This window comes from Arthrobacter agilis (genome assembly GCF_030816075.1).
Taxonomy (GTDB): Bacteria; Actinomycetota; Actinomycetes; order Actinomycetales; family Micrococcaceae; genus Arthrobacter_D; species Arthrobacter_D agilis_E.
This window is the reverse complement of the sequence record NZ_JAUSXO010000001.1, coordinates 1,421,786-1,440,313: the sequence shown is the minus strand read 5'-3', so window position 1 is coordinate 1,440,313 and position 18,528 is coordinate 1,421,786. Positions and strand designations below refer to the sequence as shown.

Below are 18,528 nucleotides of genomic sequence, written 5' to 3'. Positions count from 1 at the left end.
CCGCTACTGGCCGCCCTTCTGCACGAAGCCGCGGACGAATTCCTCCGCGTTGGACTCCAGGACGCCGTCGATCTCGTCGAGGAGGTCGTCCACGCCCTGCGTCTGCGCGGACTCCTGGGCGGCCGGAGCGGCGGGGGCGGGGTCAGGGAGCTCCTCCTCCGCCTCGGTGGCCGATCCGCTGGTGTTCCTGCGGTCCTGCGTCGCCATGATGCTCCCCTTCCGTGTTCGTGATCCGTTCTGGGATCGCAATCCCTATGGTGCCATGCGGCGATCCGGGCCGCTCAACAATCGGGCGAGGAAATCCTCGGCGTCCGCTGCTACCTCGAACAACTCCTCGGTGAGCCCCGCCGTTCCGCGGAGCGGCTCGCGGGTCTGCACGCGCTGCAGTCGCCGCTCCCCCGCGAGTTCGAAGATCAGCGAATCCCAGCTCGCGCCCACCACCTCGGCCGGGAACTCGGCGATGCACCGGCCCCGGAAGTAGGCGCGGGTGTCCCGCGGCGGGTGGACGGCGGCCCGCGCCACCTCCGCGGGCGGCACGAGCAGGTCGACGTCGTTGCGCCGTGCGAGCCGCTGGTAGATGCCCTTCTCGGGCCGCAGGTCCGCGTACTGCAGGTCGATCAGCGCCAGCCGGGGGTCGGTCCACGCCAGCCCGTCCCGCGCCCGGTACGCCTCCAGCACCTTGAGCTTCGCGACCCAGTCCACCTGCCGCGCGGCGTCCAGCGGGTCGCGGCGCAGCGTCGTGAGGAGCGACTGCCAGCGGTCGACGACGTCGCGCGTCTGTTCGTCCGCGTCCGCCGGGAGGGCGGCGAGGACCGCCCCGCAGTACATCTCCTGCAGGTCGAGCCCGCTGACGCTCCGGCCGTCCGTGAGGCGGACCGTGACCTGCAGCGAGGGGTCGTGGCTGATGGCATGCAGCGCCCCGACCGGGTCCTCGAGCACGGGCACCGGCCCGAGGCCCTGCTCGATGAGCGAGAGGACGAGGGCGGTGGTGCCCACCTTGAGGTAGTTGGACACCTCGTTCAGGTTGGCGTCACCGATGATGACGTGCAGCCGACGGTACTTCTCCGCGACCGCGTGCGGTTCGTCGCGCGTGTTGATGATGGGACGCCGGACGGTCGTCTCGAGGCCGATCTCGTTCTCGAAGAAGTCGGCGCGCTGGCTGATCTGGAACCCGGACTCCTGGTTCAGCGGCCCGAGGCCCACGCGCCCTGCACCGCAGATGACCTGGCGGGACACGAAGAACGGGATCAGGGCCTCGGCGAGCTTGGAGAACGGGACGCTGCGGGGCACGAGGTAGTTCTCGTGGGAGCCGTAGGAGACGCTCTTGTTGTCCGTGTTGTTCTTGTAGAGGATCACGGGCGAGAACCCCGGCATGGCGCCGATCCGTTGCATGGCGGTGACGGCGACGTGGTCGCCGGCCCGGTCCCAGAGGACGGCGTCGAGGGGGTTGGTGACCTCGGGCGAGGAGTACTCGGGGTGGGCGTGGTCGACGTAGAGCCGCGCGCCGTTGTTCAGGACGAGGTTCATGAGGATTGCGGCCTCGGTGGGCTCGCCGCGTTCGAGCGCGATCTGCTCGGCGCTGAGTTCGGCGGGCTCGTCGGTGAGCTGGCTGGGGTGGGCGCTCGCCCGGTCCATGCGGAATCCGCGGGCGTCCGTCAGCGGGGTCTCGTCGGTGTAGTCCCACCGCGTGCCCGCCAGGTTGCCCAGTCCCTCGCGGAGGGTGGCCGCGTAGGCGTTGACCACCTGGGAGGACAGCAGCGTGGGATTCGCCGACGGCAGGGCGGGCGCGATGATGCCGTACTCGGTCTCCGTCCCCATGACGCGGTGCACCGAGATCCCCTCACCGACCGCTGGGAGCACCGTCCCGGGTGCGGTCCGTCGTCCGCCGGTTCCAATCACAGATACTGGCCGGTGTTGGCCGTCGTCTCGATGGTCTTGCCCGGTTCCTGGCCCGCCTTGCCCTGCACAATGGTGCGGATGTAGGTGATGCGTTCGCCCTTCTTGCCGGAGATGCGCGCCCAGTCGTCGGGGTTCGTGGTGTTCGGCATGTCCTCGTGCTCGCGGAACTCGTCCACCACGGCCCGCATGAGGTGCTCGATGCGCAGGCCCTTGCTGCCGTCGAGGAGGAGATCCTTGATGGCGTACTTCTTGGCACGGTCGACCACGTTCTGGATGACCGCCCCGGAGTTGAAGTCCTTGAAGTAGAGCATCTCGGTGTCACCGTTGGCGTAGGTGACCTCGAGGTACTCGTTCGACTTGTCCGTCGAGTACATCTGCTCCACGGTGCGCCGGATCATCTCGGCGATGGTGGTCTGCGGATCGTTGCCGTTCTCCGCGAGATCGTCGGCGTGCAGCGGCAGGTCCGCGGTGATGTACTTCGCGAAGATCTCGGCGGCGCCCTCGGCGTCGGGTCGCTGGATCTTGATCTTCACGTCCAGCCGCCCGGGCCGCAGGATGGCCGGGTCGATCATGTCCTCGCGGTTCGAGGCCCCGATCACGATCACGTTCTCGAGCTTCTCGACGCCGTCGATCTCGCTCAGCAGCTGGGGCACGATGGTGGTCTCGACGTCGGAGGACACCCCGGTGCCGCGGGTGCGGAAGAGCGAGTCCATCTCGTCGAAGAACACGACGACGGGGCTGCCGTCGGAGGCCTTCTCCCGCGCCCTGGCGAAGATGAGCCGGATGTGGCGTTCCGTCTCCCCCACGTACTTGTCGAGCAGCTCCGGTCCCTTGATGTTGAGGAAGTAGCTGCGGATCTGGTCGACTCCGGCCCGCTCGGCGGCGCGGGCCGCGAGCGAGTTGGCGACGGCCTTCGCGATCAGGGTCTTGCCGCAGCCGGGGGGCCCGTAGAGCAGGATCCCCTTGGGTGGCTTGAGCCCGTGCTCGCGGTAGAGGTCGGGGTGCAGGAAGGGCAGCTCGACGGCGTCGCGGATCTGCTCGATCTGCGGTCCGAGGCCGCCGATGTCGCCGTACGCGATGTCGGGCACCTCCTCGAGCACGAGGTTCTCCACCTCGCTCCGGGGGACCTTCTCGAGCCCGTAGCCGGACCTGGTGTCGACGGCGAGGGCGTCGCCCACGCGGATCCGCTCGGCGCGCAGCGGACCGCTGAGCTTGATGACGCGCTCGTCGTCCGTGCGGCCCACCACGAGGGCCCGGTCCGTGCCGAGGAGCTCCTTGACGGTGACGATCTCCCCGGCCCGTTCGAACCCGAGTGCCGCGACGATCGTGAGGGATTCGTTGAGCAGCACCTCCTGGCCCGGAGCGAGCTGGCGGACGCTGATGAGGGGGCTGACCGTGACGCGGAGCTTGCGTCCCGACTGCAGGATGTCCGCCGTGTCCTGGACCGTCGCCTCGGTGGTGGTCCCGGGCTCCGACGGACGCTTCGGGTTCACCTGCATCACGGTGGCGAAGCTGAACGGGGCGGCGCCCTCCTTCTCGAGGGCCGCCTTCAGCCGGACGATCTCCGTGCGCGCGGACTCGAGGGCCGAGACCAGTTTGCCATTGTTCTGGGTGGCCGCGGCGAGCTGCCGGTCGATCTGGCGCAGCTTGTCGCGCAGCACGTTCAGCTGGCGCTGCTCCATGGAGCGGTCGGCCGCCTGGTCGACGGGGCGGTCGGCGGGCGGGTTGGGACCGCGCTGGTCGGCGGCAGGAGCGTGATCGTCTGATTCCGGCATTTGGGGTTCGCCACCTCGTGGTCGACGTTCGGCTGTCTTTCGACCTTAGCGCAGAGCCGGGTCCCGGTGTGCCGCGTTCCGTCCGATGTCGTCCCGGGCAGCGCCGACCCGGAGGTGGCACCGCCCGGGACGGCGTGCGGATCCTGCGGCACGGCACGGGTACCGGACGCGGCTCCTTCCGGGGGTCCGGCCGCCTACTCGACCGACCCGCCGTCCGCGATGGCGTCACGCCGGGCCTGTGCCTCCTCCGGCGGGAGCGCGCCGCGCTGGATGGTCGACGCCGCGTCGCGGGCCACCCGGCGGAGGCGCTTGTCGGACACGTCGCGCTCGCCCACGGCCTGCGGCGTCCAGGCGTTGAGGTCCTCCTCGCTGAAACCGGTCTTCGACGGCCTGCGCTTGGGCGTGAACCCGACCGCTCCGTCGGCGAGCCTGCGCGTGGTGATGAGGAAGCCGGTGTGGGCCACCATGCGGTGGTCCGGCCGGACGGCGAGGCCCTCGAGGTGCCAGCCGCGCACCATGGACTCCCAGGCCTCCGGTTCGGTGAAGCGTCCGTCCGCGCGGATGGCCTCGGCGGTGCGGGAGAGCTGGGTGACGGTGGCCACGTAGCTGATCCAGACGCCGCCCGCGCTGAGGACGGTGGCCACGGCGTCGAGGCACTCCCAGGGCGCGAGCATGTCGAGGACCACGCGGTCCACGGAGCCGGGCTCCTCCTGCTCCAGCACCTGCTCCTGGAAGTCGCCGAGCGTGATCTGCCACGCCGGGTGGGGACCGCCGAAGATCGTCTCGACGTTTCCACGGGCGATATCGGCGAATTCCTCGCGCCGTTCGAACGAGTGGAGGGAGCCGGAGTCGCCGACGGCCCGCAGCAGGGAGATGGAGAGCGCGCCGGAGCCCACGCCGGCCTCGACGACGCGCGCGCCGGGGTAGATGTCGGCCATCGTCACGATCTGCCCGGCGTCCTTGGGGTACACCACGGCGGCGCCGCGCGGCATCGACAGCACGAAGTCGGACAGGAGGGGCCGCAGCGCCTGGTAGAGCTGGCCGGAGGTGTTCTCGAGGATGGTGCCCTCGGTGGCGCCGATCAGGGCGTCGTGGAGCAGGAATCCCTTGTGCGTGTGGAAGGCACCGCCGGGCGTGAGGGTGATCGTGTTCATCCGGCCCTTCTCGTCGGTCAGCTGCACCCGCTCCCCCGGTCGGAAGGGACCGCGCCGGGCGGCCGCGCCGTGCGGAGCGGACGGCGTCCCGTCGGGTGTTCCTGCGGGTGTCCCTGCGGGCGTCTCGGCGGGTGTCTCGGAGGAGGAGGGGGATGCGGGGGCGGTGCTCATGGGGGTCCTTCGGCGTGGGCCGGCGGGACCGGCGTGGGCAAACGGTGGATGGAACGGGTGGTGTGGCACGGCGGGGCCGTGGGTCGGCGGGATCGTCGGGCGGGGTGGCCTGTCAGGGTCCGGGGGTGCCCTTGCCGGTGATGGCGTTGACGACGGTCCGCTGGTGCAGGAGCCCTGTGACGGAGCCCTGCCGGTTGATGACGGCGTACTCGCTGCCCTCGAGGCGGGCGAGGAACTGGACGAGCTCCTGCCCTTCGGCCCACTCGGGGACGTGGGCGCCGGCGGCGAGGCGTCGGGCCGCCGCGTTGACCGGCGTCGTGCCCTCCGCCTCGGCGGGGACGGCGAGCAGCGCGGCTTCGTCGACGACGGCCTCCGGCATGCCCGAGGCGCCGGTGACGACGACGGCGGCCCCGGGGTTCTCGCGGAGCAGGCGGCGGGCGGCGGCCACGCTCGTGCCCGCGGGCAGGCCGATGGCCCGCTGCTGCAGCCGGCCGGCGCTGATCGCCGGCAGGCGCAGGCGCATGCGCGCGTTCTCGATGGCCGCCGTCGCACCCATCCAGAGGAAGGCGCCCATGACGACGGCGATGACGATGACGGTGAAGTCCGGCTGCAGCCCGCGGAACAGCGGGATGCCCACGACGACGCCGAGCAGGAGGATGACGATGATGCGTCCGGCCCAGCCGGCCGCCACCGTGCCCTTCTCCTGGCTGCCGGTCGCTTTCCAGACCGCACTCTCCACGAGGCGGCCGCCGTCGAGCGGCAGGCCCGGGAGCACGTTGAAGAGGGCGACGAGGAGGTTCGCCCAGACGAGGATGGTGGCCAGGAGGAAGGAGACGGACCCGGGGGCCAGGGCCTGCAGGATCCCCCAGCCGATACCCGCGAGGACGAAGTTGGCGGCCGGACCTGCGAGGGCCACGAGGAGGGACCGCCCGGGTGAGGCATTGAAGCTCGCGAACTGGGTGTGGCCGCCCCAGAGGTTGAGCACGATCTGCGTGGTGGGCCACCCGAAGGCCCGCGCCGTGAGGGCGTGGGCGAGCTCATGGATGAGCACGGAGGCGGCGAGGAGCAGGGCGTAGCCGAGGGCGACGGCGTAGGCGCCCGCGCCGATGCCGGGGAACGCTCCGGTCACGCGTGGCCCGAAGACCAGGACGATGAAGATGGTGATGACGAACCAGGACCAGGCGAGGACGACGGGGATGCCGGCGATGCGACCCAGGGACAGGCCGGGGCTCATCGGGGGCCGTGCCGGCGGTTGACCGTTACTCATGCGTCACACCCGCTCACGGAGGCTCTCCTGCCGGGCGTCCTGCCCCGCGTGCCCGGGCAGGAGCGCCGCGAGGTCGGACGGCGTCCGGCCGGCCAGGGTGTCCCAGTCGGTCCGGCGGTCGTCGGCGGGCAGGGGTACGAAGTGCGGGACGGCGAGTGTGACCAGCCCGGCGGCGAGCGCGGACGTGACCCCGGGCAGGGAGTCCTCGACGGCCACGACGCGGTCCTTCCTCAGGCCCGGGTGGTCCGCGGCGAGCAGGTCGAAGCCGAGCTGGTACGCCTCGGGGTCGGGCTTCCCGGCGCTGACGCGGTCGCCGGTCACGAGATGCTGGAAGGTACCCTCCGGAAGCCGCGAGGCAACGGCCGTGGCGAGCAGTGTCTCGGACATGGTGACCATGGCGCAGGGGACGCCCTCCTCGCGGAGCGCGGCCAGCAGCTCCCGCGCCCCGGGACGCCAGGGGACGGCGGACCGTACGTCCGCGGCGACCCGCTCTGTGAGGTGCTCGATGATGGCGCGGATGTCCATCGCCACCCCTGCGTCCTGCAGGCATCCGGCGGAGTACTCGAGCGCCTGGCCGACGAGCGCCGTGGCCTGCTCGGTCGTCCAGGTCCCGCCGTAGGACTCGACGAGTTCCTTCTCCGCCCTGATCCAGTACGGCTCCGTGTCGACGATGGTTCCATCCATGTCCCACAGCACGCCCTGCAGCCCGCGGAGGTTCCCCTCCGGGGCCCGGCCGTCGCCGTCGGGTTCCGTACGGGACAGGGTGCGGACGGTGCCGGTGGGGGTATTGGCCATACCTCCAAGTCTACGGTGGGCCCCCGCGGGGCCCGTACGTCTGCTCTCCGCGTAGCGCCTGAACACCGCCTGACATGCCCGCGCGCCGGGGTTTAGGGTGAGACGGTGGACAGCTTCGACGAGAACCAGCCGACCGGCATACAGGACCTCTTCCAGGACGCCGCCGAGCCCGAGCGGCGGACCACCATCCTGCTGGCCGCCTTCGAGGGCTGGAACGATGCGGGCGAGGCGGCCAGCGACGCCCTGAAGTACATGGGCCGGTTCTTCGGCACCGAGCGGATCTCCACGATCGACGCCGACGAGTTCTACGACTTCCAGTTCACGCGCCCGATGATCAAGCGGAACTCCGCGGGCCAGCGGCGGATCAAGTGGCCCAACACCCGGATCAGCAAGACGGTGGTCCCGGACTCGAACGTGGACCTGATCCTCGTCAACGGTGTCGAGCCGTCCTACAAGTGGCGTGCGTACACCGCGGAGCTGGTGGCGCTGGCGAAGGAACTCAGCGTGGACTGCATCGTCCTCGTGGGTGCGCTGCTCGCCGACGTCCCCCACTCGCGTCCCATCCCCGTGACGGTGACCTCGGACGACGATCTGGTGCGCGAGAGCCTGGACGTGGAGCCGTCCACCTACGAGGGGCCGATCGGGATCGTGGGCGTCCTGGCCGAGATGGGCCTGCTCGCGGACATCCCCACCATGTCGCTGTGGGCCGCCGTCCCCCACTACGTCGGGCAGTCGCCGTCCCCGAAGGCGCAGCTCGCCCTGCTGAACAAGCTGGAGGAGATCCTGCAGGTCACGGTGGACACGCACGTCCTGACGGAGGAATCGGAGGCCTGGGAGCGCGGCGTCGACGAGCTCGCCACCGAGGATCCGGAGGTCGCCGCCTACGTGCGCCAGCTCGAGGAGGCGAAGGACACGGTGGACCTGCCGGAGGCGAGTGGCGAGTCGATCGCCCGCGAGTTCGAGCGGTACCTGAAGAAGCGGCGCCGAGAGCAGTAGCGGGCAGCAGCGGACAGCAGCGGACACGGCCGGCGCACGGCGGCTGTCCTGGAGGGCCGGAGGCGGGCCGGAGTAGAGTCGCAGCGACAGAGCGCTCGAAGGAACCGCGGCGTTCGCACCCACTCGCCCTGGGCCGGGCTCCGCGCCGGTCGGGCTGATCGGAGGGCCCGTGTCACAGCAGCCGTATCAGAACGCGCCCGGGCAGCTGCCCCCCGAGGCGGGCAAGGCGAGGACGGCGTCCCTCGTCCTCGGGATCATCGGGATCTTCTTCCTCGGCATCGTCCTCGGACCGCTCGCCATCATGCAGGCCAACAAGGCCGAACGCCTCGGCGAACGGTCCAGCGCCGGGCGGGTGCTGGGCTGGATCGGGACGGTCTTCGGCGTCGTCGCGCTGGTCTTCGGGGTGCTGCGGATCGTGCTGCAGTGACCCCCGCGCCCCGGCCGCGGTCACGGGACGCGGAGGTCCTCCTCCGCCGGTGACGCGCTGACCGGAGCGTGCTGTCCGGCTAGAGCCGGACGCCGAGCAGGGCGTCGACGACGTCGGTCAGGCCCTGCCGTCCCCCGTCCTCCGCTGCGTGCGCGGGGAGTCCGTCCGCCCACGCGTCCACGGCCGCCAGGGCGGCCGGAGCATCGAGGTCGTTCGCGAGGTGCTCGCGGATCCGCTCGCGGATCACGTCGACATCGGCTCGCGTGGCCCGGCCCGCCGCCTCGCGCCAGGTGGCGAGGCGGGTCAGCGCCTGCTCCAGCACGCCGTCCGTCCAGGCCCAGTCCGAGCGGTAGTGGTGGGCGAGGATGGCGAGCCGGACGGCCGCCGGATCCACCCCGGAGCGTCGAAGCCGGGAGACGAGCACGAGGTTGCCGCGGGACTTGCTCATCTTCTCGCCGTCGTAGCCGACCATGCCGGCGTGGGCGTAGTGGCGGGCGAGCGGCGTACCGCCGGCAGCCCAGGCGTGCGAGGCACTCATCTCGTGGTGCGGGAACACGAGGTCGGAGCCGCCGCCCTGCACCGTGAAGGGGGCGGGCAGGAACCGCTGGGCGATCACGGAGCACTCGATGTGCCAGCCGGGTCGCCCCTCCCCCAGTGACCCGCCGGGCCAGCTGGGCTCGCCTGTGCGGGCGGCCCGCCAGAGCAGCGGGTCGAGCGCGTTGCGCTTGCCGGGCCGGGTGGGGTCGCCTCCGCGTTCCGCGGAGAGCTCGAGCATCGTCGGACCGTCCAGATGCGAGACCTGGCCGAGGAACCAGCGCGCGTCGTCGTCCTCGTGCAGGGAGGCGCAGGCGTCCAGGGAGAAGTACACGTCGCCGTCGGGCTCCCCGTCGGTGCCGGGGACCGGGTAGGCGAGGCCGCGTGCCACGAGGTCCTCGACGACGGGGACGATCCAGTCGATCGCCTCGACGGCACCGACGTACTGCTCGGGCGGCAGCACGTTCAGCGCTTCCATGTCCTCGCGGAACAGGGCGATCTGCTCGGCCGCGAGGTCCCGCCAGTCCACACCGGTGGCCGTCGCGCGCTCGAGGAGCGGGTCGTCGACGTCGGTCACGTTCTGGACGTAGTGCACCGTGGATCCCGCGTCACGCCAGGTCCGGTTCAGCAGGTCGAAGGCGACGTACGTGGCGGCGTGGCCGAGGTGGGTCGCATCGTAGGGGGTGATGCCGCAGACGTACAGGCTGTGCTCGGGGCGTACTCCGAGGAGTACGGGCTCCTGGCGGGCGGTGTCGAACAGGGTGATGTCCGACCGGGTGCCGTCGAGTTCTGGGACAGGAGTCGAGTTCCACGCAATCACACGTTCTACCTTACGGCCCGGGATCAGGCGCTGATGACGCCGAATCCGAGGAGCACGTACAGCGCGAGGCCGAGCAGGATGCGGTACCAGACGAAGACCCCGTAGCCGCGGGTGGTGACGAACTTCAGGAACCAGCCGATGATCGCGAAGCCGACGACGAACGCGACGACGGTGGCGAGCGCCGTCTCGGGCAGCGCATACGGACCCGCCTCGTCGTAGCTCTTCGCGAGCTGGAACACGCCGCTGCCGAATACGGCCGGGATGGCGAGGAGGAACGAATACCGCGCTGCGGCCTCCCGGGTGTAGCCCATGAGCAGACCCGCCGTGATGGTCCCGCCAGAGCGCGACACGCCCGGGATCAGCGCCAGGGCCTGCGCCAGACCGTAGAGGATGCCGTGCTTGTAGGTGAGGCTCTGCAGGTCCCGTGTCTGGCGTCCCACGTGGTCTGCGACGGCGAGGATCAGCCCGAAGACGATCAGCATGGTCGCCACGAGCCACATGCTGCGGAACGTGCTCTCGATCTGGTCCTGGAAGAGGAGCCCGAGCAGGACGATTGGGACGCTGCCGAGGATGACCAGCCAGCCCATGCGGACATCCGGGTGGTTCCGCGGGACTTTGCCCGCCAGGGCGCCGAACCAGGCCCGGACGATCCGGACGATGTCGCGCCAGAAGAACACGACGACGGCGGTCTCCGTGCCCAGCTGCGTGATCGCCGTGAACGCCGCGCCGGGGTCCTGCGCATTCGGCAGGAGTTCACCCACGATGCGCAGGTGGGCGCTCGAGGAGATGGGGAGGAATTCGGTGAGGCCCTGGACGAATCCCAGGATGACTGCTTCTATCCAATGCACTCTTCCGACCCTAAGCCATGCGGGCGGGCCCAGGCTTTAGGCTTGGCCTCATGCAACGGCGAAACGTGGGAGCGAGCGGCCTGACCGTCTCGGCGCTGGGACTGGGCACCATGAACTGGGGTCAGGAGGTCAGCGAGGAGGCTGCCCGCGAGCAGCTCCGCCTCTTCACCGACGCCGGGGGCTCCCTGGTGGAGACCGCGGCCCGCTACGGCGAGGGCCAGGCCGAGGCGATCCTGGGCGGGTTCATCGGCGACACGGTGGCGCGTTCGGAGATCGTCCTGGTGGTCCAGGGCGGCACCACGCGCTCCGGCAGCCGGCGCCTCGACGGGTCCCGGCGGGGTTTGCTGGATTCCCTGGACGCGTCCCTGTCGCTGCTCGGCACCGACCACGTCGACGTCTGGCTCGCGCCCTCCCCTGACTCCGCCGTCCCCCTGCAGGAGACCCTGAGCGCGCTCGAGGTCGCCTACGCCAGCGGCCGCGCGCGCTACGTGGGCGTCTCCAACTACTCGGGGTGGGAGTTCGCGCGGGCGGCGGCGACGGCGTCGTTCCCCCTTCTGGTCAACGACGTCGAGTACTCGCTCGTCAGCCGCGGCGCGGAACGCGACGTCCTGCCCGCCGCCGAGGCCTTCGGAGCGGCCATCCTCGCCTGGGGCCCACTGGGCCGCGGCGTCCTGACCGGGAAGTACCGCGGCAGGATCCCCTCGGAGTCCCGCGCCGCGTCGGACGTGTGGGCGCCCTATGTGGAGCCGTACCTCTCCGGGAAGCCCCAGCGCATCACCGAGGCGCTGTGCACCGCGTCCCGTGGCCTGGACCTGCAGCCCCACGAGCTGGCACTCCGCTGGCTGCTCCACCGGCCCGGGGTGGCCGCCGCGATCGTGGGCGCGCGGACGCCGCAGCAGCTCAAGGAGATCCTCCAGACGAGCAGCGCACCCGTGGCCGAACCGATCGCGGAGGTCCTGGACGAGGTCTCGGCCCTGCTCTGACCGGCCTTCCGGCAGGCTGACCGTCGCGTCTCGGCGCGGTCAGTCCCTGGCGTGGCTGTCCCGCCGGACGATCAGTCCTCCCGGCGGGTCAGGGCTCAACTTCGGCGTCGACCAGGTCCGGCGCGTAGTCGGCGTTCTCGTCGTCGGAGTCCTCGTCGTCCCGATCGGAGTCCTCGTCGTCGTCGGAATCGTCGTCGTCGGAGTCCTCGTAGATCTCGAGCGGGGTCACCTCGCCGAAGGCGTCGTACAGGGCCTCCTCGTAGACCTCGAACGCGTCGGCGATCCCCAGATACGCAGCTTCCACGGCGGGATCGTTGTCGTCCCGCCGTGACGCCGAGGCCGCCAGATGCTCTTCGAGGGCCGTCACGAGGGACTGGAGCGCGACACGCGGATCTATGCTCATGGCCTAGACGTTATCGGTAAAGTGGTCCGAATTGGAGGGATATGCGAGAACATTTTCTGAATGCCACGGCCGTCCGGCGCCGCGACTACGGGCGGCAGTACGAGTACCTGGTGCTCACCGTGAGCGCCGGTGAACCCCTGCCCGCCGCTCGCAAACTGCTGACCGAGCACGCCGAGTACGGCAAGTGGGAACTCGAACGCAGTTGCATCTACATGGGTGGCGGCCGGCGGTACTGGCTGCGACGCAAGGTCCTGCGGGTCGAACGCACGGCCTAGCGCCCGCCCGGAGCAGCTGTCGCCCGCCTCAGGTGGACGGCGGGCCGAGGAGCGCCGTGGCCACCGTCGCCCGGGCCGACTCCTGGGTGGAGGGGTGGAACTGCCCGGCGAGGGCGTCACGGTGCAGCCGCACCGCTTCGGACGACGCCGAGAAGCCTGATCCGCCGCCCACGTGCAGTGCCGTCGTGGTCGCGGCGACCGCCGCGTCCACCGCGTGGGTCTTGAGGGTCACGAGGCGGGCGAACCACTGCGACCCGGCGTCTGTCCGGGCATCGAGGTCCTGGACCACGGCACGCAGCTGCGCCTCGGCCGCTGTCCGCTGCATCGCGGCAGCGGCGAGTGAGTTCCGGAGGACCGGATCGTCGGCGAGCGGACGGTCGGCGACCATGCTCCGACGCCGCGCCAGGGCCTGCGCCGAGAGATCGAGCGCCCGGTCGGCGATCCCGAGGTAGACCGCGGCGATGAGGCTCTCGAACGCCGCGAAGATCCCGAACACCAGGAGATCGGCGTTCGGCCCCACCGGGGTGCGCCGGAACACGGCGTCGGCCGGGACGCGCACTCCGGAGAGCCGTGTGGTGTGGGACTGCGTGGCGCGCATCCCGAGCGGGTTCCAGTCCTCCACGACCTCCACCCCGGGGGTTCCGCGGGGCACGAAGGCGTGGAGGATCATGTCGTCGCCGTCGCGCCCCGCGAGCTTGCCGAAGATCCCGAGGCGCGTCCACACCGGGGAGAGGCTGGTGAAGACCTTCGTGCCGGTGAAGCCGAACCCGCCGTCGGGCAGGCGGTCCACTCGCGTGAGCGAGTCGAACAGGACGGCGTCGTTGCCTGGTTCTGAAACCCCGAAGGCGAACACCTCGCCTCGTCCCGCCTCGTCGAGGACGGAGGCGAGCGACGCGTCTCCCCGGTCGGCGAGCAGACCTGCGACCGCCGTCCAGACCAGGTGCATGTTGATCCCGAGCGCCGTGGCGGGGGCCGCAGCGGCCAGCCGGCGCTGGGCCGCCGCCGCGCCCGCCATGCCGCCGGCATCGCCGGGCGGGGTATCGACCAGGAGGCGGAGGTAGCCGGCGGCCTGGAGGTCGGCGAAATCCTCGGTGAAGAAGGTGTTGGCCGCGTCGTACCCGGCGGCGCGCCCCCGGAAGCGTTCGAGCAGCTCCGCGGACAGGGGTCCGCGCGTTTCCGGGGTCGACGCTGTCATGGCCTGCCCGCTCAGTAGGCGGTCAGCAGGCGGGAGAGCACCTTCGCGCCGAACCGCAGCGAGTCCGCCGGGACGCGTTCGTCGACGCCGTGGAACATACCCGTGAAGTCGAGCTCCTCGGGCAGCTGGAGGGGCGCGAAGCCGTACCCGGTAATGCCCAGCCGGCTGAGCGACTTGTTGTCGGTGCCGCCCGAGAGCGTGTAGGGCAGCACCTTCGCGCCGGGATCCTCCGCGTGCAGGGCGTCGATCATCGAGTCCACCAGGTTCCCGGCGAAGGGCACCTCGAGCGAGGTGTCCTTGTGCTCGTAGCTCACGTCCACTCCCTCGCCGGCGAGTCCGCGGATGATGTCCAGGACCTGGTCCTGCTGGCCGGGCAGTGTGCGCACATCGATGAGTGCCTCGGCGGTGCCGGGGATGACGTTGTGCTTGTACCCGCTCTTCAGGACCGTCGGGTTCGCGGTGTTCTGCAGCGTCGCCCCGACGAAGCGCGCCACCGTGCCCAGTTCCTTGAGGATGATGTCGGGGTTCTCGGGGTCGAACTCCACCCCGGTGAGCTCGGTGACGCCGTCGAGGAACTGGCGTGTGGTGGGCGTGAGTTCGATGGGCCAGGAGTAGTCGCCGATGCGCGTGACCGCGCGGGCGAGAGCGGTCACCGCGTTGTCGGTGTTGATCTGCGAGCCGTGGCCGGCACGACCGTGCGCCACGAGACGGAGCCAGGAGATGCCCTTCTCCGCGGTCTGCAGGAGGTACGTCCGCTGCCCGCCGATGGTCGCCGAGAACCCTCTCCGACCTCGGAGATGGCCTCGGTTGCTCCCTCGAAGACCTCCGGCTTGTTGTCGACGAGCCAGGACGCACCGTAGGCCCCACCCGCCTCCTCGTCGGCGAAGAACCCGAAGATCAGATCACGCCGCGGCTTGACGCCGTCCCGCTGCATGGACCGCAGGACGGACAGGATCATGGCGTCCATGTCCTTCATGTCGACGGCGCCCCGGCCCCAGATCAGACCGTCCTTCTCCTCGCCGCCGAACGGATCGACCGTCCAGTCCTCCTTCTGCGCCGGCACCACGTCGAGGTGGCCGTGGACCACGAGTGCGGGCAGCGACGGGTCCGAGCCTTCCATGCGGGCGACGACGGACGTACGTCCGGGCGCGGACTCGAAGAGCTGCGTGGACAGCCCCACCTCCTCGATGAGACCCGCGGTGTACTCGGCGGCCTTCCGCTCCCCCGGCCCCACGTTGTCCCCGTAGTTCGAGGTATCGATCCGGATCAGTTCCTGGCAGATCCTGACAACTTCATCTTCGGGTGAGATGCCCACGTGGTCCTCCTGATAGCGGTTGCCCTCCAGCCTACTGAGGTTCGCGCCCCGCACGCCCGGTTCCGGCCCGCGTGCCGCGTCCGGGCGGAGCGGCTACCGCGCACGCGGGCACCGCTCCGTACTGTCACAGCCTGCAGCCGGCGGGTGATCCTCCCGCGTGTCGACGGGTCGACCGGGCGACCGGCGTCGCGTCGACAGAGGCCGGTCCTTCCCGACCGCCCTCCCACGGCACGCCAGGCGGCGGTCGCCGGTTCGTGGTCACTGCTCCTGCGACGATGGGCCGTACCTCACGCCCGATCGTGGAGGGTGATCCGGTAGCCGTCGGGATCGGAGAAGGTGAAGGTACGGCCGAAGGGGCCGTCGATGGGAGCCGCATCGATCGTGTGGCCGTCGGAGACGAGGGCATCGTGGATGGCCTGGACGTCGGTGGCGTGGAGCCAGATGGCGGCGCCGATGCCGGGCTGATCAACGGAAGCGAGATCCGTGCCAGGAACAATGTCCCGGAGTGCGAACGCGATCGGGGCCGTCTCGAAGACGACGGCGTGAGGCGGGCCGGCCTGGGAACGCACGAGGCCGAGGTACTGCTCGTAGAACTGCTGTGACGCGTCGAGATCGCGCACCTGGAGGGAGATGAAATCAGGGCCTGTAGCGGGCATCGTGTCGCTTCCTTCTATTTATGTCAGTTATCTGACATAACAATCGTATGTCAGAATACTGACATGGGTCAAGATGGAATCCACCTGGAGACGTCACTGGGGTACCTGCTCAAAGAGGCATCCAGCGCCCTTCGCGCCTCCATGGAGGACGTCCTGCGCCCGCTCGGGATGACGGTGACGCACTACTCCTGCCTGGAACTGCTCGCCCAGCGCCCGGGCCTGTCCAATTCGGAACTGGCGCGCGGAGCGTTCGTCACACGGCAGTCCATGAACGTGCTGCTGCAGGCCCTGGAACGGGACGGGCACGTCACCCGGCCGGCGGAGGCACGCGTCGGCAAGGTCCTTCCGACGCAGCTCACGCCGCGCGGCCGGCAGAGCCTCGAGAAAGCCACCGCCGCTGTCCGGTCCGTCGAGGTCAGGATGCTGAGGGGCATGACGCCGCAGGAGCAGGACGACGCCTACAGGGTCCTGCAGAGCATGATCCGTTCCCTGCACGACGACAACGAGGGTCCGTCCGAGCACTGACCGAACGCCACCGATCCGAAGACCGACCGGCCGCGGAACAGGGTTGACGCTTCGGCACGGGCCCGCCACGCTGGCCGATATGGACCAGATCTTCAGCGCCGAGTTGTTCGAGTGGCGGGGCCCGGCTCCGTTCTACTGGCTCATGCTGCCCGAGGACGTGTGCGAGTGTGTTCGCGTCGAGGCCAGGCGGGCGACCTACGGCTGGGGTGTCGTCCCGGTGTCCGTGCGCATCGGAGGGACCGACTGGGAGACCTCGCTGCTGCCCCGCGAGGGCGGGTTCGTGCTGCCCGTCAAGAAGACGGTCCGCCAGCGGGAGCGAATCATTGAAGGACTATCGGTGGCGGTAGCACTGCAGGTCGTTCCACGCGGCGGTCGGGCCGCCAACGGGACCGGTTCGACGATGTGACGCATGAGCTTCGGCGGGTTTCGACGGACCAGGGTATTCCTCTACACCCTGCGAGGAGCGGACGCACGGCATCCACTCCTTGAGGCGCCGACCCGACGCGATCATGTACCGCTCCCGAGGGCATGGGTACGCTTCTCGGATCGAGTTCGATCCGGGAGGGAGCGTCGTGGGGTCGGTCGAGGCCGAGGATCAGGGTCCGTCGTGGCGCCGCTGGGCGCCGTGGGAGGGCCGCGCCTCGGCTGCCGACCACGTCGTGATCGTCTCGGTCCTGGCCGTCATCGCCCTGGGCCTGGCCACACGGCCGCTGCTGCCGTTCCTCATCGCCCGCAACCCGCTCGCGCTCGAGGTGCTGACCGGTGACCTGTTCGCCGTCGGGGTCGCGGCCGCCTTCGCGCGTGTGGGGACCCTCCCCCTGTGGGCGGTGATCGTCGCCGGTGTCGTCGGGATGCTCAAGTTCGACTGGATCCTGTGGTGGGCGGGCCGACGGTGGGGCGAGGGCATGCTGCGGATGATCTCCGCGCCGCAGCAGGCGGCGCGGTGGTCGCTGCGAGCCCGGCGAGCCCATCCGGCGATCGTCCGGACGGCGGTGGCGCTCGCCTGGCTGCCGGGGATTCCTTCCGCGATCGTGTTCGCGATCGCGGGTCTGAGCGGCATGCGGCTGATGACGTTCCTGCTCATCGACGCACTCGGTGCCCTCGTGCTGACAGTCGTAGTGGCCGGGCTCGGTTTCGCCGTCGGGCAGGGGGCAGTCGATGTGGTGCTCATCGTCGACCGGTACGCCTCTGCGGTGAGCCTCTCGCTGATCCTGCTCGCGATCACCATCCCGCTCGTACGAACAGCGTTGCAAGGCCGGCATCGGCGGAACCGCCCCCAGACGCAGGACGACCCCGGGTCAACGCATCCCGACGCCGCCGCCTGAGGAACAAGGCTTCGGGCAGCGTCTTCCAGGCACTCCCCCGCGCTGTTGACGCAGTGACTCGCCCGGGTCCCGCAGATGTCCACCGCAGGGGCTATCGCGCTGCGGCACCCCACGGCGTATCGTCGTCACACGCTACTGGCTGAGGGCGGCCCAGCATCGTCGATGTGACCGCCGCAGGCTCAGAACCACCGGCACAGCGGAAGTAAGGACGTCCCCATGCAATCCCGACCAAGCATCACCTGGGTCAAAGCCGGCCTGGTAGCTCTGCCCGTCTACGGCCTGCTCACCGCGTGGTCGTCGTTCGAGGCCCAGCCCGACCAAACCACCGATCCCGAGGCATGGGCACAGTTCGTCAGCTCCTCCGCCTATTTCACCAGTCACCTCATCGGCAGCACCGGCGGCACCATACTGGCCATCTTCGGTATCTTCGCCTTGGGCTGCTATCTCGCCTCCGGAAGATCGGGCCGATCGGCACTGGCCGCCATGGTCCTGACCGTCCTGGGCCATGCACTCCTGATGGTCCCCGCAGTGATCTCCACATTCGCGACACCTGCCCTTGGACGGGCATACCTGTCCGGGATGCCAGATGTCATGCAGGTGGAATTCCCGGATGCTCTGACACCTGTATTTCTACTGGGCCTCCTGCTAGCCCTTGTGGGCAATCTGCTCCTCGGCGTTGCAGTCTGGCGTTCAGGCACTCTTCCCAAGGCAGCCGGCGCCCTGTGGATTTCCTCCGCACTCGTCTTCTATGTCCTGGGGGTCGTGCTGGGACTGGCGACCACAGGTGCAAGCCTTCCCACGCAATCGCTCGGCGCGCTGCTGATCGCAGGAGCCGGAGCGTGGATTGCGCGAACCGCCTTCGTCCAGGACTCCGCAGCGCGAGCTGCGCCGCTTCCAGCACAGGAGTGACTGCCTGGCAGCCTAGGCCGACCGCTGTTCCGCCAGTGCAGCGGCGGAGATGGATTTGGCGAGATGTCGGGCCGCCGCCGTGCAGAAGATGAGCTGACCGGGAACGTTCTCGAACCCGATGAAGTAGAGCCCCCGATGCGTGGCCTGGAACCCGGAGGTCACAGGTCCACCTCTGTCGTCGAGGACGCCCAGGTGGCCGAGGAGAACCCCAAGATCTGGTGCGTACCCTGTGGCAGCAACAATCCGGTCCACCGCA

Annotated in this window: 20 protein-coding genes and 1 pseudogene; 8 read left to right on the top strand and 13 right to left on the bottom strand. The window is 70.1% G+C overall.

Going from position 1 to position 18,528, the window contains the following annotated elements:
* Positions 1 to 3: 3 nt before the first annotated feature.
* The 6 genes from QFZ50_RS06490 to QFZ50_RS06465 form a co-directional block, all read right to left on the bottom strand.
* On the bottom strand, positions 4 to 207 hold the full coding sequence (locus QFZ50_RS06490; protein WP_307082928.1) for a ubiquitin-like protein Pup: 204 nt from the start codon (positions 205 to 207) through the stop codon (positions 4 to 6).
* A 45-nt stretch (positions 208 to 252) separates the two neighbouring features.
* Entirely contained in the window at positions 253 to 1,818 is a 1,566-nt protein-coding gene (gene dop, locus QFZ50_RS06485; RefSeq protein WP_307086694.1) for a depupylase/deamidase Dop, read from the bottom strand.
* Positions 1,819 to 1,895: 77 nt separating this feature from the next.
* Entirely contained in the window at positions 1,896 to 3,581 is a 1,686-nt protein-coding gene (gene arc / locus QFZ50_RS06480; protein ID WP_373462304.1) for a proteasome ATPase, read from the bottom strand.
* Positions 3,582 to 3,868: 287 nt separating this feature from the next.
* Complete coding sequence (locus tag QFZ50_RS06475; RefSeq protein WP_307082926.1) at positions 3,869 to 4,999, bottom strand: tRNA (adenine-N1)-methyltransferase; 1,131 nt, start codon at positions 4,997 to 4,999, stop codon at positions 3,869 to 3,871.
* A 112-nt stretch (positions 5,000 to 5,111) separates the two neighbouring features.
* Positions 5,112 to 6,266, bottom strand: a complete 1,155-nt coding sequence (locus tag QFZ50_RS06470; protein WP_307082925.1) for a site-2 protease family protein — start codon at positions 6,264 to 6,266, stop codon at positions 5,112 to 5,114.
* Between the two features lie 3 nt (positions 6,267 to 6,269).
* Positions 6,270 to 7,061, bottom strand: coding sequence for an HAD family hydrolase (locus QFZ50_RS06465; RefSeq protein ID WP_307082924.1), 792 nt, complete (start codon positions 7,059 to 7,061; stop codon positions 6,270 to 6,272).
* 105 nt (positions 7,062 to 7,166) lie between these two features.
* On the opposite strand from QFZ50_RS06465, the gene QFZ50_RS06460 reads away from it, so the two are divergent.
* Together QFZ50_RS06460 and QFZ50_RS06455 are read left to right on the top strand one after the other, a co-directional pair.
* A complete protein-coding gene (locus tag QFZ50_RS06460; RefSeq protein WP_307082923.1) occupies positions 7,167 to 8,057 on the top strand; it encodes a PAC2 family protein in 891 nt (296 codons plus the stop codon).
* 169 nt (positions 8,058 to 8,226) lie between these two features.
* On the top strand, positions 8,227 to 8,484 hold the full coding sequence (locus QFZ50_RS06455; RefSeq protein WP_307082922.1) for a hypothetical protein: 258 nt from the start codon (positions 8,227 to 8,229) through the stop codon (positions 8,482 to 8,484).
* 79 nt (positions 8,485 to 8,563) lie between these two features.
* On the opposite strand, the gene mshC is transcribed toward QFZ50_RS06455, so the two are convergent.
* Together mshC and QFZ50_RS06445 are read right to left on the bottom strand one after the other, a co-directional pair.
* Positions 8,564 to 9,838 carry a cysteine--1-D-myo-inosityl 2-amino-2-deoxy-alpha-D-glucopyranoside ligase gene (gene mshC, locus QFZ50_RS06450; protein WP_307082921.1) on the bottom strand — a complete coding sequence of 425 codons (1,275 nt, stop codon included), beginning with the start codon at positions 9,836 to 9,838 and terminating at the stop codon, positions 8,564 to 8,566.
* A gap of 23 nt (positions 9,839 to 9,861) precedes the next feature.
* Positions 9,862 to 10,686, bottom strand: a complete 825-nt coding sequence (locus QFZ50_RS06445; RefSeq protein ID WP_307082920.1) for an undecaprenyl-diphosphate phosphatase — start codon at positions 10,684 to 10,686, stop codon at positions 9,862 to 9,864.
* A gap of 50 nt (positions 10,687 to 10,736) precedes the next feature.
* On the opposite strand from QFZ50_RS06445, the gene QFZ50_RS06440 reads away from it, so the two are divergent.
* Entirely contained in the window at positions 10,737 to 11,669 is a 933-nt protein-coding gene (locus tag QFZ50_RS06440; protein WP_307082919.1) for an aldo/keto reductase, read from the top strand.
* A gap of 88 nt (positions 11,670 to 11,757) precedes the next feature.
* On the opposite strand, the gene QFZ50_RS06435 is transcribed toward QFZ50_RS06440, so the two are convergent.
* A complete protein-coding gene (locus QFZ50_RS06435; protein WP_307082918.1) occupies positions 11,758 to 12,072 on the bottom strand; it encodes a hypothetical protein in 315 nt (104 codons plus the stop codon).
* A 41-nt stretch (positions 12,073 to 12,113) separates the two neighbouring features.
* Here QFZ50_RS06435 and QFZ50_RS06430 point away from each other — a divergent pair, with 41 nt between their 5' ends.
* Positions 12,114 to 12,347, top strand: coding sequence for a DUF5703 family protein (locus QFZ50_RS06430; protein ID WP_307082917.1), 234 nt, complete (start codon positions 12,114 to 12,116; stop codon positions 12,345 to 12,347).
* Positions 12,348 to 12,375: 28 nt separating this feature from the next.
* On the opposite strand, the gene QFZ50_RS06425 is transcribed toward QFZ50_RS06430, so the two are convergent.
* From QFZ50_RS06425 to QFZ50_RS06415, 3 genes and pseudogenes are all read right to left on the bottom strand, one after another.
* Positions 12,376 to 13,542 carry an acyl-CoA dehydrogenase family protein gene (locus QFZ50_RS06425; protein WP_307082916.1) on the bottom strand — a complete coding sequence of 389 codons (1,167 nt, stop codon included), beginning with the start codon at positions 13,540 to 13,542 and terminating at the stop codon, positions 12,376 to 12,378.
* 11 nt (positions 13,543 to 13,553) lie between these two features.
* Positions 13,554 to 14,857: pseudogene (locus QFZ50_RS06420) on the bottom strand (M20/M25/M40 family metallo-hydrolase).
* Positions 14,858 to 15,144: 287 nt separating this feature from the next.
* A complete protein-coding gene (locus tag QFZ50_RS06415) occupies positions 15,145 to 15,513 on the bottom strand; it encodes a VOC family protein (protein ID WP_307082915.1) in 369 nt (122 codons plus the stop codon).
* A gap of 63 nt (positions 15,514 to 15,576) precedes the next feature.
* Here QFZ50_RS06415 and QFZ50_RS06410 point away from each other — a divergent pair, with 63 nt between their 5' ends.
* From QFZ50_RS06410 to QFZ50_RS06395, 4 genes are all read left to right on the top strand, one after another.
* On the top strand, positions 15,577 to 16,038 hold the full coding sequence (locus tag QFZ50_RS06410; RefSeq protein WP_307082914.1) for a MarR family winged helix-turn-helix transcriptional regulator: 462 nt from the start codon (positions 15,577 to 15,579) through the stop codon (positions 16,036 to 16,038).
* A 79-nt stretch (positions 16,039 to 16,117) separates the two neighbouring features.
* On the top strand, positions 16,118 to 16,444 hold the full coding sequence (locus tag QFZ50_RS06405) for a DUF1905 domain-containing protein (protein WP_307082913.1): 327 nt from the start codon (positions 16,118 to 16,120) through the stop codon (positions 16,442 to 16,444).
* 166 nt (positions 16,445 to 16,610) lie between these two features.
* Positions 16,611 to 17,363, top strand: a complete 753-nt coding sequence (locus QFZ50_RS06400; RefSeq protein WP_307082912.1) for a DedA family protein — start codon at positions 16,611 to 16,613, stop codon at positions 17,361 to 17,363.
* Between the two features lie 216 nt (positions 17,364 to 17,579).
* Positions 17,580 to 18,272: a hypothetical protein gene (locus QFZ50_RS06395; RefSeq protein WP_307082911.1), complete on the top strand. Its 693-nt coding sequence runs from the start codon at positions 17,580 to 17,582 to the stop codon at positions 18,270 to 18,272.
* Positions 18,273 to 18,284: 12 nt separating this feature from the next.
* Here QFZ50_RS06395 and QFZ50_RS06390 read toward each other — a convergent pair whose 3' ends face one another.
* A complete protein-coding gene (locus QFZ50_RS06390; RefSeq protein WP_307082910.1) occupies positions 18,285 to 18,434 on the bottom strand; it encodes a hypothetical protein in 150 nt (49 codons plus the stop codon).
* Positions 18,435 to 18,528 lie beyond the last annotated feature (94 nt).

Bases quoted from the DNA above. Each gene is read 5' to 3' on its own strand.
- QFZ50_RS06490 (WP_307082928.1), bottom strand. From the start codon at position 207: ATGGCGACGCAGGACCGCAGGAACACCAGCGGATCGGCCACCGAGGCG.
- dop (WP_307086694.1), bottom strand. From the start codon at position 1,818: ATGGGGACGGAGACCGAGTACGGCATCATCGCGCCCGCCCTGCCGTCG.
- arc (WP_373462304.1), bottom strand. From the start codon at position 3,581: ATGGAGCAGCGCCAGCTGAACGTGCTGCGCGACAAGCTGCGCCAGATC.
- QFZ50_RS06475 (WP_307082926.1), bottom strand. From the start codon at position 4,999: ATGAGCACCGCCCCCGCATCCCCCTCCTCCTCCGAGACACCCGCCGAG.
- QFZ50_RS06470 (WP_307082925.1), bottom strand. From the start codon at position 6,266: ATGAGTAACGGTCAACCGCCGGCACGGCCCCCGATGAGCCCCGGCCTG.
- QFZ50_RS06465 (WP_307082924.1), bottom strand. From the start codon at position 7,061: ATGGCCAATACCCCCACCGGCACCGTCCGCACCCTGTCCCGTACGGAA.
- QFZ50_RS06440 (WP_307082919.1), top strand. From the start codon at position 10,737: ATGCAACGGCGAAACGTGGGAGCGAGCGGCCTGACCGTCTCGGCGCTG.
- QFZ50_RS06435 (WP_307082918.1), bottom strand. From the start codon at position 12,072: ATGAGCATAGATCCGCGTGTCGCGCTCCAGTCCCTCGTGACGGCCCTC.
- QFZ50_RS06430 (WP_307082917.1), top strand. From the start codon at position 12,114: ATGCGAGAACATTTTCTGAATGCCACGGCCGTCCGGCGCCGCGACTAC.
- QFZ50_RS06425 (WP_307082916.1), bottom strand. From the start codon at position 13,542: ATGACAGCGTCGACCCCGGAAACGCGCGGACCCCTGTCCGCGGAGCTG.
- QFZ50_RS06415 (WP_307082915.1), bottom strand. From the start codon at position 15,513: ATGCCCGCTACAGGCCCTGATTTCATCTCCCTCCAGGTGCGCGATCTC.
- QFZ50_RS06410 (WP_307082914.1), top strand. From the start codon at position 15,577: ATGGGTCAAGATGGAATCCACCTGGAGACGTCACTGGGGTACCTGCTC.
- QFZ50_RS06405 (WP_307082913.1), top strand. From the start codon at position 16,118: ATGGACCAGATCTTCAGCGCCGAGTTGTTCGAGTGGCGGGGCCCGGCT.
- QFZ50_RS06395 (WP_307082911.1), top strand. From the start codon at position 17,580: ATGCAATCCCGACCAAGCATCACCTGGGTCAAAGCCGGCCTGGTAGCT.